This window comes from Thauera sp. ZXT1-4 (assembly GCF_052598215.2).
The window spans coordinates 1-14,914 of sequence record NZ_JBQWSN020000040.1; the positions used below are offsets into that span (position 1 = coordinate 1).

At 63.1% G+C, this 14,914-nt stretch carries 12 protein-coding genes, 2 tRNA genes and 1 pseudogene; 3 read left to right on the plus strand and 12 right to left on the minus strand.

What is annotated here, in order from left to right; translation table 11 throughout:
- Positions 1-261: 261 nt before the first annotated feature.
- The 6 genes from ACUH78_RS17535 to ACUH78_RS17560 form a co-directional block, all read right to left on the minus strand.
- A complete protein-coding gene (locus tag ACUH78_RS17535; RefSeq protein WP_094267737.1) occupies positions 262-1,539 on the minus strand; it encodes an efflux RND transporter periplasmic adaptor subunit in 1,278 nt (425 codons plus the stop codon).
- Positions 1,532-3,016 (minus strand): TolC family protein, encoded by a 1,485-nt coding sequence (locus ACUH78_RS17540; RefSeq protein ID WP_094267738.1) that lies wholly within the window; start codon positions 3,014-3,016, stop codon positions 1,532-1,534. The genes ACUH78_RS17535 and ACUH78_RS17540 overlap by 8 nt, the downstream gene beginning before the upstream one ends.
- The gene (locus ACUH78_RS17545; RefSeq protein ID WP_094267739.1) at positions 3,009-4,250 is read right to left on the minus strand and encodes an ABC transporter permease; all 1,242 of its coding nucleotides are present in this window, start codon (positions 4,248-4,250) and stop codon (positions 3,009-3,011) included. Before ACUH78_RS17545 ends, ACUH78_RS17540 begins: the two co-directional genes overlap by 8 nt.
- Complete coding sequence (locus ACUH78_RS17550) at positions 4,243-4,944, minus strand: ABC transporter ATP-binding protein (protein ID WP_094267740.1); 702 nt, start codon at positions 4,942-4,944, stop codon at positions 4,243-4,245. The genes ACUH78_RS17545 and ACUH78_RS17550 overlap by 8 nt, the downstream gene beginning before the upstream one ends.
- 67 nt (positions 4,945-5,011) lie before the next feature.
- Positions 5,012-5,797 carry a hypothetical protein gene (locus ACUH78_RS17555; RefSeq protein WP_206186203.1) on the minus strand — a complete coding sequence of 262 codons (786 nt, stop codon included), beginning with the start codon at positions 5,795-5,797 and terminating at the stop codon, positions 5,012-5,014.
- A gap of 55 nt (positions 5,798-5,852) precedes the next feature.
- A complete protein-coding gene (locus tag ACUH78_RS17560; protein ID WP_094267742.1) occupies positions 5,853-6,323 on the minus strand; it encodes a hypothetical protein in 471 nt (156 codons plus the stop codon).
- Between the two features lie 737 nt (positions 6,324-7,060).
- Here ACUH78_RS17560 and ACUH78_RS17565 point away from each other — a divergent pair.
- From ACUH78_RS17565 to ACUH78_RS17575, 3 genes are all read left to right on the plus strand, one after another.
- Positions 7,061-7,134, plus strand: a tRNA-Cys gene (locus ACUH78_RS17565).
- Positions 7,135-7,203: 69 nt separating this feature from the next.
- Positions 7,204-7,279, plus strand: a tRNA-Gly gene (locus tag ACUH78_RS17570).
- A gap of 61 nt (positions 7,280-7,340) precedes the next feature.
- Positions 7,341-8,525, plus strand: a complete 1,185-nt coding sequence (locus ACUH78_RS17575) for an alkaline phosphatase family protein (RefSeq protein WP_435750849.1) — start codon at positions 7,341-7,343, stop codon at positions 8,523-8,525.
- Between the two features lie 432 nt (positions 8,526-8,957).
- Here ACUH78_RS17575 and ACUH78_RS17580 read toward each other — a convergent pair.
- The 6 genes and pseudogenes from ACUH78_RS17580 to ACUH78_RS17605 all read right to left on the minus strand — a co-directional run.
- Positions 8,958-9,389, minus strand: a pseudogene (locus tag ACUH78_RS17580) (ISAs1 family transposase); the annotation flags it as partial.
- Positions 9,390-9,423: 34 nt separating this feature from the next.
- Positions 9,424-9,975 carry a hypothetical protein gene (locus tag ACUH78_RS17585; RefSeq protein WP_435750850.1) on the minus strand — a complete coding sequence of 184 codons (552 nt, stop codon included), beginning with the start codon at positions 9,973-9,975 and terminating at the stop codon, positions 9,424-9,426.
- A 137-nt stretch (positions 9,976-10,112) separates the two neighbouring features.
- On the minus strand, positions 10,113-10,988 hold the full coding sequence (locus ACUH78_RS17590; RefSeq protein WP_435750851.1) for an ankyrin repeat domain-containing protein: 876 nt from the start codon (positions 10,986-10,988) through the stop codon (positions 10,113-10,115).
- Positions 10,985-12,259, minus strand: a complete 1,275-nt coding sequence (locus ACUH78_RS17595) for a Tle-like phospholipase domain-containing protein (RefSeq protein ID WP_435750852.1) — start codon at positions 12,257-12,259, stop codon at positions 10,985-10,987. Before ACUH78_RS17595 ends, ACUH78_RS17590 begins: the two co-directional genes overlap by 4 nt.
- Positions 12,249-13,526 carry a DUF2169 family type VI secretion system accessory protein gene (locus ACUH78_RS17600; RefSeq protein ID WP_435750853.1) on the minus strand — a complete coding sequence of 426 codons (1,278 nt, stop codon included), beginning with the start codon at positions 13,524-13,526 and terminating at the stop codon, positions 12,249-12,251. The genes ACUH78_RS17595 and ACUH78_RS17600 overlap by 11 nt, the downstream gene beginning before the upstream one ends.
- 21 nt (positions 13,527-13,547) lie before the next feature.
- Positions 13,548-14,914 (minus strand): type VI secretion system Vgr family protein (locus ACUH78_RS17605; protein WP_510497581.1); only part of this gene is annotated, 1,367 nt, incomplete at its 5' end.

Below are 14,914 nucleotides of genomic sequence, written 5' to 3' on the forward strand. Positions count from 1 at the left end.
CCCGCTGCTGGTGATGTTCATATAAGCGCATGCAGCAGCCGCCATGTTGCTGGTACTCAGCAACAATGCCGCGAATAGCGAGAAGAACAGTTTTTTCATACGATACTCCTTGTGGATGAAATAGCTGAATCCCCTTCGCCCTCGTTCGGCACGGAAAGCTGGTGAAGGGTAACTTCTATAACGGCAGGAAATGAGAATTCTTTAGCTTTTCTTGACTGTTTTTTCTGCAATTTTTGCGTGATTTTTTGCCGTCGCCCACGTTCAGGGCACCAGAACATACCCTGCCTGCAACCCTTGTACTTCAATGCCCTCAGTGATTGCCCGTCCTGGTACAACCGGAATCTTCGATGGCGCTGTATCTGCGGTGGCGCGGAACATGACATAAGTTGAACCGTCACTGTCCGTCGTCAATGCCTGTGGCGGCACCACGATGCCCTGCTCGTTGCGGTAGAGGCTGACCGCCAGCCGGGCGCTCATACCCAGCCTGACCTGCGCGGCTTCGGTCTGCGGCGTATCGACGGCAATCACAATGTCGTAGTGGGCGGCTGCGCCGGGGGCATCCGCCGCGTTGCCCTGTACCGCGATGGCGGCAATACGGCCTGTCAGCGTTATCCCGGCGAAGCCATCGCCCGTGATTTGCACGGGCATGCCCTCGCGTAGCTGATGCAGGTCGGTTTCCTCTACGCGGGTGAGTACCTGGATGCGATCCAGCCCGATTACGGTCAGCAGTGGCGTGCCTTGCGTGACCTGTACGCCAGCCTGCGCGATAAGCGCTTTTCCGCCCTCGGGCACCGATGGACGCGCCACCACGCCAGGAAATGGCGCTCTAAGCACGCGCCGTTCGCTTTGCGCCGTCACGGCCTGATAGCGGGCTTGTGCGTTGGTCAGCTCCATCTCGGCAATCTTGCGTTCTTCGCCCTGGCCGCGAGACTCGGCGGTACGCAGTTCGTCCCGGGCGGCAAGCAGGTCTTGCTGCTGGGTGCGTACCTGCTGCGCCAGCGTATCAACTTCCATGCGGGCCACGATCCCACGCTCGAACAACGCCCGCGTGTCTCGCAGGTTGGCCTGCGTGGCTTCCAACGTTGAACGAGCGGTCTGCACGGCGCGTCGGGCGCGTGACACTTCGGGGCTGCCGTCCCAGTTGCGCAGTTGATGGGCTTCCCGTTGTGCCTTGAGCAGTTCGGCCTGTGCCTGCCGCAACTGGATTTCGATTTGCGCCGGGTCAAGCCGCAGCAGTGTCTGGCCCGCCTCAACGGTTTGACCTTCCTGCACCAGCACGTCCCGAATGACGCCTTCAAACGGCGCGGACAGGGTTTCCTGCCGGGCAGCCTGGATGCGGCCCACCAGGCCCAGCTGCTGTTCCACCAACTGGGGCTGTACCTGCACCCATTGCGCTTGTGGTTGCTGGGGGATGCTGGCGTTGTCGGATTGCCAGAAGGCGGCGGAAGTCGCGGCTGTCAGCAACACGAGTAACGCCGAACGCATGGGGTGGCGGCGGACGTGTGCGATCAGTGGGTCTATCAAGCGATTTTTAATCATTCAGCGATATGTCCCAGCTTTCCAGTGTGGTGCCCAGCGTCTGATCGAGTTCGGCCTGCGCGTTCAGGTAGCTGATCAATGCGTTCAGGCGGGCGTTCTCGGCATTGCGCAGGTCGTTCTCGAAACTCAGCACCTGAAAGTTGCTGGAGCGGCCCACGGTGAGCTTTTCCCGTTCAATTTCCAGCTTGCGGCGTGAAAGGTCGAGCGCACGCTGGGCGATTTCGTACTGTCGCCAGCGGGTGCCAATATCGCGCACCGCATTCGCCACGTCGCGCTCCAGTTGCTGGCGGGCTTCGGCCAGCTGGATTTCCTGATTGCGCACGTTGACCTGGGCCTGTACCTCGGCCTGGCGCGTGCTGAGGTCGCCAATGGGGATTTCGACCTGGATGCCGACATAGTTTTCCCAGGTTCGTGCGGAACCGCTCAGGGTATTGCGGTCGCGTATCTGGCTGGCGCCGCCCACCAGAGAAACGTCCCACAGGCGGTCATTACGCGCTACGGCAAGATTGATGGTGGCCTGTTCGCTGTAGATGAGTTGAGAGAGCCAGGCGGGTTGCAAGGCTTCGGCTTGCCGGAGCGCCTCAGCGGCATTGACGTCCACGCGCCGCGCCTGCAGTGCCTCGGTGGCGACTATCGGCGTATTCAGATTCAGGGCGAGTAGCTGCAACAGGGCAAGCCGTGCGGTATCCGTCTGATTGCGGGCCTCTTCATAGGCCAGTTCCTGTGAGGCGACTTCGGCCTCTGTCTGCACGATTTCAAACTCGGCCATGCGTCCGGCAGCGATCATGGCGCGGTTGACTTCAAGCAACTGACGGGCGCGTTGCAACGATTCCCTGGAAATCTTCAACTGCTCCTGTGCCTGCAGCAGGGTGCGGTAGGACGCAATCACTTGCGTGATGGTCTGCGAGACAGTGGATTTCAGGTTGAGCCGGTTGGCCTGCTCGGATAGCCGCGCCAGGCGCACCGGTGCTGTCGCAATATCCTTGCCTGCGCCGCGTAACAACGGCTGGATCAGAGAAATGTTGGCCCCGTCATTGCGTGACAGCCCGGCCTGGTCGGCCTGCGTATGGCGGTACGTCCAGCCCAGGCTTACGCGGGTGCCATAGGGCGTCAGCAATGTGGTTGTGGGGGTTACGGTGCTTTCCCGGTAACGGTCATCCTGATTCCGGCTGGAAAGATAGCCGCCGCTGAGCACCAGTTTGGGTGTGAAGCGGTCTTCCGCCACGCGCAGGTCGAATTTCTGGGCAATGCGATCGAGATAGGCGCTGCGGATGGCGCGGTTGTCGCGCAGCCCCAGATAGATCGCGTCGCTCAGGGTCAACTCGATGGTCTCGGCATTGAGTGAAATGCTGGCCGTCGTCGATGATGGCTGACCCTGGCGGGTCGCCTGGGATGGGCGCAGCGCCCCATCTGTCCTCGCCTGCGCAACGACAGGGGCCATCAGCATGAGTGCGATGAGGATAGACACTTTACGCATCACGCAACGCCTGTACCGGGGTGAGGCGCGCAGCCGCCATCGCAGGCGACAGCCCGAAAAACAGGCCGGTTGCGATGGCGCTGCCAATACCGAGCGGCAATGCCGCCGCCGAGAATGAGAAGTCAGACCAGCCCGAGTAGTGAACGAAGGCCCAGGCCATGATCAGGCCAACAGCCGCGCCAGCCAGTGCCCCGGTGGCGGCCAGTACAACCGCTTCCAGCAGGAAGAGCCTGGCAATGTCCCTGGGGCGAGCGCCGAGCGCCATACGCACGCCTATCTCACGGCGGCGCTCGGCGACGTTCATCACCATGACATTCATGACGCCGATGCCGCCGACCAGCAGGGCGATACTGCCCAGTCCTGCCAGCAGCCAGGAAAACAGGCGTGACTGTTTCGCCATGCCCTCAAGCAACAGTCGGGGAATTTGCACGTTGACCTCATAGCCGGGCATCCTGCCTTCCACCCATTGCTGCAGGGCGGGGGAGGTTTGCACCAGCGTTGCGCCGTTGGGGTTGCGGGCCAGTACGCTGGTGATCTGCGGACTGGGGATGATGCGTCGCATGCCTTCCAGTGGCAGCAAAATGGCGTCGTCCGGCGGGGCGGGAAGCAATGGGTTCTGGCCTGCGGGTTGCAGGATGCCGATCACCTGAAACAGATAACCGCCGATCTGAATGCGGTCGCCGGGCTGGGCATGGATGCCTGCGTTTTCCCACGCCGCTGCGACATTCGCACCCAGCACCGCATGGGTACTGTGCGTATCGAACTGGCTCAGGAAACGCCCCTGCGCCAGTTGGAGATCCAGCACGCCGGGCAGGTCGGCATTGCTGCCCAGTATTGTTGTACTCAGAGCATGGCCTTTAAGCCGGGCGTCACTACTGGTCAGGATGAGAGGAGCTGCCGCTGTAATGTCGGGGATGGCCTGGCGCAACGCGGCGGTATCCAGTGTGGCGACGTTCGGTAACGCCTCGCTGCGGCCGCTGCCGGGGATCTGCACGTTTGCCACAAGCAGATCGCTGCCCATCCCCTTGAAGACGTTCATGGCTTCACGTTCGGCGTTGTGCCCGATGTTCAGCAGGGCAACGACGGCCATGCAGCCCACGGCGATCCCCAGCAGCGCCAGAACGGCACGGCGACCGAGCTGGCGCAGATTCTCCACGGGTTCGCGCACCAGGTGCAGCCATGAGGGGCCGTAGCCATGCGATGAGGTCAGTGTGATGGCAGCACGTCTAGGCATGTCCCGCTTCCTCGATCCGGCCATCGCGGACTTGAATGCAACGAGCCATGCGATCGGCAATCCCGGTATCGTGCGTCACCACAACCAGGGTCGTGCCGCGTTCGCGGTTCAAAGACAGCAGCAGCCCGATGATGTCCTGCGCCGTCTGGCTGTCGAGGTTGCCGGTGGGTTCGTCAGCCAGCAGCAGCGAGGGTTCGCCGACAAGGGCGCGGGCTATCGCGACACGCTGGCGCTGGCCGCCCGACATATCGGCGGGTCGATGGTGGCTGCGGTTGCTCAGGCCGACGCGCTCCAGTTGCGTCAGGGCAGCCTGGCGGGCTTGCGGCTGGGGGATGCCGCGATAGAGCAGCGGGAGTGCCACATTGTCGAGCGCATCGAGCCGTGGCAGCAGGTTGAAACTCTGGAATACGAAGCCAATGATCCGATTACGCGCGATGGCGCGTGATTCGGCATCGGCGTTGGTCATGTCTTCGCCCGCGAGCAGAACACGCCCCGAAGTCGGTTCATCCAGCAGCCCGATGAGGTTGAGCAGCGTGCTTTTCCCTGAGCCAGACGCACCAACGATGGCGCAACTTTGGCCTGTGGGGACAGAAAACGACACATCATACAAAACCGCCTGACTGGACGCGCCCGTAGCATAAGCATGCGTAATATTTTCCAGGCGAATCAAATCGGTGTCGTGAACTCTCTGCATCCTCTCTCCAGATGATTTTGCCGTCCCCTTGCCTGTGCTGTCGCAGCAGACGATGATGTTTCTGGGCTTATGATTTCTGGTTATTTGTTAGTCGTTTTGTTAGTTGTTCCAGCAAGGATTCAAGTTCATCTTTATGTTGTGATGACTCTGTGCTTTTAGCCTCCTGTATCCAGCCCTGCAACTGCATGTCATAGCCTTTGGGAAGTTGGGACTCTTCAATGGCGGGTAGAGATTTATAGTGGTCAAGAACTTCCTGGTGGGTCTCTGCAGATATTTTGCCTGTACGGTTGTAGTCATCCATCATTTTGGCAACAACCTTTACGCGCCACTGATATTCCTGATCATCCGCTTCTGATAAAGCCGCACGGCGCTCGTTGACAGTGAAGGCGCCGCTGTCGTCGTAAGCGATTAGTGCAAGTTGGTCGCGTGACATACCTTTGAATGGATTGCTGCCTTGGCCGTTGGTAAAGGCAGTTGCCTGTTTTGCTTGTGCAAGTCGTTGTGAGTCGTCGGAGTTCGGGACTTCTGCATCATGAATAGCTTTGTTGCGTGTATAGCTTTCACCATAAAGCTCATGAGCGGTCGATTGGGCAATAGCTGCAAGTCCGTCACGATTGGTGATGGCGTCTCGTGTTTCGGCTCGAACGGCGGCATCATTAAGCAGGCGTGATAGCGATGAAACCTGCATTGTTGCACTGTTGGGAGTGTTGATTATCTCAGAGGTCTGAGAGTATGTTGTTTCCCCAGTTTTATTAACAAAACTGCGTTCGCTTACTTGAGTTTGTTGAGGCGTGGTTGTGCCAAGTTGATTAATGCTATTCATATAGCGTCCCGTAGGAATTGTAATCTGCATTGCGCTTTCAGAAAGAGGGGCGACCAGTTACATATGCCGGGTCGCCCGTTGTCAGTTACTTCATCGTGAATTCAACCGTCCACGAGTAGTTTGACAAATTCTGCGATTTGATGGTGGCGGTGCAGACTGCCCCACCGCTAGCGGTTGCAGTTTTGTTCCATTTCGGAATTTTAGTTGGGCCGCCAGGTAGCAGAGCGCCGCCCGAGATTTGATTTACGAAGGTTGTACCGAAGACGCAGGTCTTACTGCCTATGGTATAGCGCACGGTTGCTGCGTTGGCATCGGGGCTGATGATATTTTGCACAACGTATGTGTCAGCACCTTGAGGCTGCACTGTCGTTTTTGGCTTAGGGCTTGCATTGGTGTTGGTACTCACCTCATTATTGGTGACGACCTTGTAGGTGGCCTCTTGAGTGCTGAGGTTTTTGAATGTTACGGTCACTGGCGGGCCAGCAAATGCAGCGCCAGCGGCACACATCGTCGCAGCGGCAAGAGCAGCCGACAGCATGGTTTGTTTGATCTTCATATACGATCTCCTTCAGTGGTATTGAACAATGTATCCGTGCAGGGTTTGTGTTCGCCCGTCCGGTATTGCAGCACTTCGTTGTGCGATTCCATGCGGCAATTCTGCTTTATCTTGCCTGCGTTGAAACGTCTTCTCGTGGATTCTTATTCAATGCAGGCTGATAAAATTTTTGTATAAGTTCCCTACGGGTTAACGGCTACAAATGAGAATTCTTTAGGGTTGGATTGCGTTATTTTTGTGCTGCTCGGGCTTCTGCTGAATTGCAGTGTCCTTGTCAGTGAAAGAACGTCCATGGCGGGACAAACCAGGCAACATTGCCACTATGAAGGTTGCTTCGCCTGGCACCATGACCTGAGGCAGCACCTACAAGCTCTTCTTGGCTGGAGCAGGGACGCGGAGTGGTAGATGCAGGCTGGGGCGGTGCTTCTTGTTCGGCATCAGTCACCGCATGGTTGCTGCTGCCCAGGGGCATGCAGGCAATGATCGGGTAAGATGAAGAGACGATATGACCAAAAAACAAGCACTTGAAGCGGTGTCGTGAGAAAGCGCTTGCCAAGACAGCAAGGGTAGTACATAATCCAGTCCGTCAAGCAGAGCGGTGTACCAAAAACCTCTGTTGAATCAATAGGATAGGGATCGACGGGGAAACCCGTTTCCCGCTCCAAAGAATTCGAAAGGTCAGGCTTGGGCCTGGCCCGGAGGCTCCGGAGCCCGGGGCAGCCGGCCGAAACGGTCGTGGCGCGATGGCAGAGTGGTTATGCAGCGGCCTGCAAAGCCGTGTACCCCGGTTCGATTCCGAGTCGCGCCTCCAGTAGTTGAAGCAGTTTGCAGTATTGCGTCAGGGTGCTCGAGTCGATATACTTCGCGCCCTGTGGTCAAAGCGGGAATAGCTCAGTTGGTAGAGCGCAACCTTGCCAAGGTTGAGGTCGCGAGTTCGAGACTCGTTTCCCGCTCCAGATTACGAAGCCGGATGAATGCTCAGCGTTCATCCGGCTTCTGCTTTTGAGCGCCGCTTCCATGCAGACGCCTTCCATTCCCTTCCCGCTTCCGGCTGAAACCGTGCTGCCCGATTACGGTGCGGGCGGCATTTTTGGGTTCGCGCGGGGGTTGCGCAACTGGTTGCACGACCGGGATGCCGCTTGGCCTGCCGGTGGGGTTCCATCCAGCAGCGGCACCCTCGTGGTTGTACTCGTCATCGATGGCCTGGGCGACCGCTTCCTGTGTAGCGAAGGCGTCGGCTCCGCGCTGCATTCTGCACGGCAGGGGGCGCTCACATCGGTTTGCCCGAGCACGACGGCGAGCGCCGTGACGACATTGCTCACCGGCGTGGCGCCTGCCGAGCACGGTCTGAACGGCTGGTTCATCCACGACCGGCGCTTTGGCGGTGTGATTGCACCGCTACCGCTGGTACGGCGTGATGGAGAGGCGGTGGAGGCGTTTCGCCTGCTGCCTCGCCTGTGCCCGGTGCCGCCGATGTTCTTCCATGCTTGTCGGCCGGTGAACCTGATCTCCCCGGTCGAAATCGCGGGCTCGCGCTTCACCCGTCATCATGCGCGGGGGGCACATGTCGAGCCCTACGATGGTTTGGCGGATCTTGGCGCAGCAATCGTCGACATGGCGGACGCCCTCGCTGGCAGCGGGGGGCTCATTCATGCCTACTACCCTGGATTCGATGCCGTGAGCCATGTGCATGGCTGCCGTTCGCCCGAGGCGCTCGCGGAATTCTGGCGGGTCGATGCGATGTATTCCGCGCTCGTGCGCAGTCTTGCCGGGCGGGGCGTACATCTGGTGGCCACGGCCGACCACGGCTTCATCGACGCACCGCCCGAGCGCCGCATCGACATCGCACCGGAGGGCAGCTTGGCGCAGATGCTGGCGGCACCCTTGTTCGGTGAGCGTCGGCTTGCGCTCTGCTGCGTCCGCGAGGGCGCATGGGGTGAATTCGAGGCTTGGGCGGCCGAGGCGCTCGCAGGCCGGGCGGTGGCGGTCTGCGCGGCGGACTTCCTGGCGGCGGGGCTGCTTGGGCCGGGTAGGGCGCATCCGCGCCTCGCCGAGCGTGCGGGCAGTCATGTGCTGCTGATGGAGCCCGGCTGGACGATTGTCGATCACGTGTCTGGCGAGCGCGTCCATGACATGGTCGGCGTGCACGGCGGACTCAGCGCGGACGAAATGCTGGTGCCGCTGATCACGACGTACTGCTGAAGCCGCCTCGTCCTGCGCTCATGACGCGGTTGCGGCGACCGCAAGGGCCCGTAGATCAATGAACGACTCGGCTTGCCTTTATTTCCTTTCAGCTTGCTCGACGTTTTCCGGCGCGTTCGGGAGGATGGCAGCGCACATGGGCCGGTGCGGCGCCAGCGCTGCTTGGCGTTGTTCGGTGTCCCGCGAGCGCTCACCGTGGACGCTGCCGCGGTGGCCGCGCTCGGCGATCCTCAATCCTTGAACATTGCGCGGAGTTGCTCCACGTTTCGATGCCAATCGCCCAGTGCATCCGGATCATCGACGAGGTCGACGATCGTACGCCTGGCTTGGATGGGCTGCTGTTCCTGTGCGACATGCGGTGCGGGTGGATTGCCGGACACGCTCGGAACAGTGCCCGTGGCCTTCGGGTTCATCGTGGAAGTGGTCCAGACGGGATGGGTTGGCGGTGTCGGTCTTGTCCGCACGAATCAGGTTCACCACGATCTTCTTGAGCAGCGAGAGGTTCTGCGGCGCGTTGTCCTTGCGGATCATGCAGTCGTCTTCACTGAAGCAGACGTCGAGCATCCAGTGCAGGCGATTCTCGATGGCCCAGTGCGCGCGCACGGTCTTGGCCAGTTCTTTAGCGGTGAGTTTGCGCGAGCTGATGTAGTAACGCTCTTCGAGCTCAGCGGCCCTGTCGCCGACCACGCGTTGCGAGATGACGCAGCCGACCGTCTTCACATCGCCTCTGGCACTTTCCCATAGTTGCCTTCGCCATTGGCTGCTCTTTCCAGTCGATCCGCGGTGTATTTCTCGCCTCCCAATCTTGCCTGCTCTTTCGACAACGTAGGCGAGCCCGCCCCCTCGGTCGTCTTGACTTCCCAGACCTTGACCTCGCCAGTCTGGCTGTTGCGCCCGATCAGATTAGCGACTCGCCGCACTTGCCTTTCTCGACCGTGTTCTTCGGCTTCCCCTTGTCCTTCCCGCCGCCGCTACCCCGGGCCTTCTTCGCCCCCGTCTCGGAAGTCTGCTGGGCGGCTTCCTTGCCCGCGGTCTGCGCAACTTCCCTGCCGGCTGTCTTTCCCGCCGCCTCGATGGCGGCCCCGGCGGCCTTCCTGCCGAGCTTGGCCCCCGTGGCGGCCATGCCGGCGCCGGGGATCATCGCCGCGGCACTGATGGCCGCGTTGACAGTATCACCCTCTGCAAGATCGATCAGCGCATTGGCCCCGTCGGCGATCTCGCCCAGGCCGGGGATGAGGCCCACGACATCGAGGCCGGTGTGCGCCGCTTCGCCCCACTTGCCCCACCAGCTCTTCTCCTTGGGCGTGGGGGTGATCGGCGGCGCGCTGTTGCCGTGGGGGTTGGGCACGGTCTGCGGGACGATGATCCCCTGCGTGTTGCCGATCGGCCCCGGCTTGGGCGGGTTGTTGGGCTTGACCTGGGCGGAGACGGTCGAACGCGGGGCGCTCATGGCTCTTTCCAGTCCATCCACGCGGCCTGGCCTGTGTGCATGATCTTGACGAAGTCAGAAAAATTCTTGTCGTGCCGCGGCTATTTCCGGATTGCCGGGGTGGATGATTCGGACCGGTGTTGGAGAAATGCGAGGTCTCATCGCTTGTGACCGGGCGGCACCGCCGGCGTAAGGCCCTGGGCGCGCATGCGCTCGCGCACCACCTCCGGCGGGTCGGGCGGCCACTTCGCGCCCCTGGCGACCGTGAGGTCGCGCAGTTGTTCGAATTGCGAACGGAGTGGACTTGGTTGAAGCCCGTCCAAAGCTGTGTGGACAGACCATGTAACCGATACGCCGTTTGTACGGTGTGTCTCGACGTCAGCTCCTCGGCCGACCAGATACAGTGCTATCTCCGGCAGCCGAGTGTTGATAGCTTCGTGTAACGCCGTGCCGCCAATGCTGTCCCTGGCATTGATATCCGCGCCGCGCTGCAGCAGCAGCTTGACATGCTCGAGCGTGCCGCCGGGGCCGGCGGCTCTTTGCAATAGGGTTGAGCCATGGGGTTGCAGGTAATTGGGCGACAGCCCCCCGTCGAGCATGGCCTGCAAGAAGAGAAGGCCGGTTCGATCGTCGGGATCGCTGCGGGTGATGAAGGTGTATTCAAGTGCGCTGCCGATGCCTTGCGCGATCTGCGTCTCCGGATCCACCCCCAGCGACACCAGCGTCCTGACCGCTTCGTAGTTGGGGTGGCCGGGTGTGCCGGGCAGCATCGCGAACCACATCAGGGTCATGTTTCGGTTTCCCGGCGCGGACAGGTCGACACCGGGCGCGAGGCTGCGCACGGCGGTCATGTCGCCCGCCTCGATGGCGCGGGCGATTTCGAGTTTGCGCCCGACGAAGAAATCCTCCGCCCGGTAGCGCTTGATTCCGATCATGCGCGCGACTCCTGTGTCGTTGCACGCCGCCAGCGCCAGGCCGCCGATGACCAGCAAGGCGCGCCGCCGTGTGAGAGAGAATAAAGAATCGAGTGTCATCCGCAGTGTTTTCCCGTGGCCTGTGCGAGTACTTCCTGGTCGACGCGCTTTTGCGCCTCGATTGCCTCGATGACCTGGTCCATGCCATGGCGATCGAGCGGGGTGCCGTGCCCCGGCAACTCCAGAGGCAGCCCTGCGGCGTCCGGCATCACGCTTGCCAGGCCGACCTTGACGGCGGCGCCCAACGCGCCGAAGAGCCCGGCCGCCACGAGCGTGGCCCCGATGCCCTGCTCCTGGGTGCCTGTGAGCACATCGCCCTCGATGCGGTGGGCGATGATGTTCTCCCGAGCCGGAATATGGGGCGTGCCGCCGTAGCGGGCCACCGTCTGCGGATGCAGCCCGGCGGCGTTGAAGGTGTTGGCGGGCAGGCCGCTGGCGCGTGAAGCCGCCGAGGCCAGGCCGCCGCCCAGCGAGTGGCCGGTGATCGTGGCGTTGGAATTGGCGTCCTTGAGCTTAGTCCCGATACCCACCGCCCGATCGTAGTACGGGGAGTGCCGGTTCAGGCCCTGGGCGAGGTTGTTGTCCCAGTCTTCCGCGTTCTGCGTGCCCTTGAAGGCGATGGTCGGCTTCAGGTCGTTGCCGAAGACGGTGGGGTCGGGTTCATACACCTGTGCGCCGAAATTTGAGCCCTTGATACGCAAATCCTTCGATTTCAGACCATGCTGCGCCAGCTTTTGTGGATCGTTACTGATGTTCTTCCAGCCGGGGGGCGCCTCCCCCGGGCGGTAGGCGCTGTCGGACAGTCGTGCATGCTCGACGGCGACGTTGTTGCGTGCGAAGCGTCCGGTCGCCGCCGCCAGCCGGTCGCGCCCGGCCCCGGACGGCATCTGTGCGAGCTTGTCCCGGGCCGCGGCGATCTGCGCCTGGCGGCATTGCCAGCGTCGGGCCTTGGCCGCATCCGCGCCGGCTTCATCGGGTTTGTTCCAGTTCATCCACATCGAGTCGCCGGTACGCACGATCGGCTGGCCATTGACAAAGACATTGCTGCTCTTGCCGATGTTGTGGCTGATCTTCACGTGGGTGCGCGAGACCACGCCCTTGCCCGCGCCCGCCTCGTCGCCCGTGACGTGGTCGACGTAGCTCTCGTTGTGCAGATAGACCGGCTTGTCCTGCAGGAAGACGCTGGGCGAGCACTGGCGGCTCTGGTCCATCGTGTGGGTGATGGGGTAGGGGACGGGCTTGCCCTTCTTGCTGGGGGTGATGCACACATCGGGGGCGAGGCTCACCAGCCGAAAGCGCGCGTCCTGGGCGACGATGTTCTCATCGGCCATGGGGGCGCTCCGGGGCGAGGCTCGCGCGGGTGCCGGGCGGCCAGGTGCCGAGCTCGAGGGCGCGCAGCCCGGTGCGCGCGCTGACGGTGGCGCGGCGCACCACGGTCAGGGTGGCCGCTTCCGGGTCGATGATGACCGTGTCGATGTGCATGGGCGCGAAGAGGAGCGGCCCGGCTGAGAGGCGCAGCAGCAGCTGCAGATCCTGCCTGGGCAGCGCGAAGCGCATCGTGTCCCCGCCCGATCCGGCCGGGGGCGTGAGGTGGATCAGGGCGACGGTCTCCCCGCCCTGGGGGTAGGCGATCTGCTGGTCCTCGGGGGCGCAGTTCCAGTAGCGGTAGTCGTGATCGCGCGGCGAGCGCGGCCACTGGGTGGCCTTCCAGGCCTCGCCGTGGGTGCCCGTGAGCGCCAGGCGGGGTTGCCACCAGCGGCCCATGGGCCCCAGGCCGACCACCGGGTAGTCCGCCTGGCCGATGAAGGGGGTGTCGAGCGCCTCGATCTGGGGCGCGGCCCGGTAGGTGCGCTGCACCTGGGCCCAGTCGAGCCCGCGCTGGGCCTCGAGCAGCGCACGCACGCCCTCCAGGGCGCGCAGCAGCGGCTCCGGGTCGCGGCCGCGGCCGATCGGATTGTTGGGCGCGTGCTCGGGCAGCTCCTCGATGGCCTGGGCGACCCGGGCCTCCTCGGCCGGCCCCAGGTGGGGTGCCGCCGCCAGCTCGTCGAGCGCCTGCTGCGCGCTGACCGTGTTGGGGCCCCCGAACGCCAGCTCATACACGATGGGGACCTGGGTCACCGGCTCGGGAGCGCTCAGCTGCCAGCCGAGCAAGCCCTTTGTGCGCTCGCGCGGGCCGGTCACCTGAAACACCTTGCGGATGGCCTCGCCGAAGCCGAAACCCGCCTGCCAGCGCGCGCTGGGGCGGCCCTTCGGGCTGTAGGCGCGCGCATTGACCACCAGCACATCGCACTTGGGCTTGTAGGGGGCGAGGTCGCTCTCCTGGATCACGCTCGAAGCGTTGATGGCCGCGCGATACTGGTCCGCCTCGCACAGGGGCGGCTGCTCGCCCGGCGGCAGGAGCACGGGCTCGAAGGCCTCGCCGTCCGCGCCACCGCGCTGCGCGAGGCGGTAGGTCGTGCGGCAGACCATGACGTGGAAGATCTCGTCGAAGGGATCGACGTGCTGGAAGTACTGGCTGGGCCACGGGGTGTGGTTGGTGACTTCGGGCAAGGGGGCCGCTTCGAGCGGCGCGGGCAGCGGCAGGTCGGGGCCGTTCATGCGGGCGTTCTTTGTGGGGGTTCAGTTCAGGTCGATGCGCTCGGACTCGACCCCGACGTGCTGGCTGCCGACGATGTCGATATTGGCGCCATTGACGGTGACCGTGCCGTCGGCCTTCATCACGAGTACGCTGGCGCCCACCCGCAGCGTGATGCTCTCGCCGGCCTCGAGGGTGTAGTGCTGGCCCACGGTCGTGCGCTTGTTCTGTCCGACCTGGGCCGTCTGGCTCATGCCTACCACGGTGTTCATGGCGAGCCCCACGTTCAGGCTGTAGCCCAGGCCCACGTTCTCCATGCGGCCCATGCCCACGTTCTGCATGTAGGCCATGGCGATGGTCTCGGTCTTGAACTTGCCGACCTTGACCGACCAGCTCGATCCGATGCGGTCGGTCTCGTTGCGGTCGATGGTTTTCCTGCGGCTCTTGTGGACGGTGACCGCCTCGTTGCCGTCCACGGCCTCGGTGCGGTTGCCGTGGATGGCGATGGTCTCGTTGCGATCCACCGTCTCGGTCCGGTTCTGGTGGATGGTGATGGTCTCGTTGCCGTCGACCGTCTCGGTGCGGTGGCGATGGACGAGGGTGGTCTCGTCGCGGTCGATGGTCTTGGTGCGGTCCTGGCCGACCCAATGGGTCTCATCCACTTCCACCTCTATATCCTGGTTGCGCTCGGCGTGGATCCACAGCTGCTCGGCGCCCTTCTTGTCCTCGAAGCGGATGGCGTTGGCGTTGGCGGGCCCGCCCCCCTTGGTCGAGCGGGTGAGGATGCCCGACTGGGTCTTGTTGGCCGGCAGCGCCCAAGGGGGCATCTGCGCCGCGTTATAGACGCGGCCGGTGACGAGGGGCCGGTCCGGGTCGCCGTGTTCGAAATCGACGACGACCTCCTGGCCGATGCGCGGCAGGTGGATGGCCCCGAAGTTGGCCCCCGCCCAGGGCTGGGCCAACCGGATCCAGCAGGTGTCGGTGCCGTCCTTCTTGCCGTAGCGGTCCCAGTGGAAGTGGACCTTGATGCGGCCGTACTCGTCGGTGTAGATCTCCTCGCCGGGCGGGCCGACGACGACCGCGGTCTGTACGCCGCGGGTGCGCGGCACGGGGGTGACCAGCGGCGCGCGCCAGGGGCGGTCGGCGGGCACGGTCTCCACCGCCACCCGGAAGACGCCCTCGTCGGCGCCCGAGGCGGCCTCGTAGTCGTTGTCGGCGAGGTCGTAAGTGGCGGCGACCACGACGAACTCGCGGTTGAGCTCGGCGCGCGGGTGCCCGGTGAGCGCGAAGCGGTAGCCGGGGGCGGCCCCGCGCACGCGGCCCGCGAGCGCGATCGTCTCCTGGTCGCGCTGCAGGCGCTCCAGCGTGTCGGCCGCGTAGTGCTTGCCGTCGGCCGTCTGCACGTAGTTGC

Excerpts from the sequence above, each read along its gene's own strand:
- ACUH78_RS17535 (WP_094267737.1), bottom strand. The coding sequence starts at position 1,539 with ATGATTAAAAATCGCTTGATAGACCCACTGATCGCACACGTCCGCCGC.
- ACUH78_RS17540 (WP_094267738.1), bottom strand. The coding sequence starts at position 3,016 with ATGCGTAAAGTGTCTATCCTCATCGCACTCATGCTGATGGCCCCTGTC.
- ACUH78_RS17545 (WP_094267739.1), bottom strand. The coding sequence starts at position 4,250 with ATGCCTAGACGTGCTGCCATCACACTGACCTCATCGCATGGCTACGGC.
- ACUH78_RS17550 (WP_094267740.1), bottom strand. The coding sequence starts at position 4,944 with ATGCAGAGAGTTCACGACACCGATTTGATTCGCCTGGAAAATATTACG.
- ACUH78_RS17555 (WP_206186203.1), bottom strand. The coding sequence starts at position 5,797 with ATGCAGATTACAATTCCTACGGGACGCTATATGAATAGCATTAATCAA.
- ACUH78_RS17560 (WP_094267742.1), bottom strand. The coding sequence starts at position 6,323 with ATGAAGATCAAACAAACCATGCTGTCGGCTGCTCTTGCCGCTGCGACG.
- ACUH78_RS17575 (WP_435750849.1), top strand. The coding sequence starts at position 7,341 with ATGCAGACGCCTTCCATTCCCTTCCCGCTTCCGGCTGAAACCGTGCTG.
- ACUH78_RS17585 (WP_435750850.1), bottom strand. The coding sequence starts at position 9,975 with ATGAGCGCCCCGCGTTCGACCGTCTCCGCCCAGGTCAAGCCCAACAAC.
- ACUH78_RS17590 (WP_435750851.1), bottom strand. The coding sequence starts at position 10,988 with ATGACACTCGATTCTTTATTCTCTCTCACACGGCGGCGCGCCTTGCTG.
- ACUH78_RS17595 (WP_435750852.1), bottom strand. The coding sequence starts at position 12,259 with ATGGCCGATGAGAACATCGTCGCCCAGGACGCGCGCTTTCGGCTGGTG.
- ACUH78_RS17600 (WP_435750853.1), bottom strand. The coding sequence starts at position 13,526 with ATGAACGGCCCCGACCTGCCGCTGCCCGCGCCGCTCGAAGCGGCCCCC.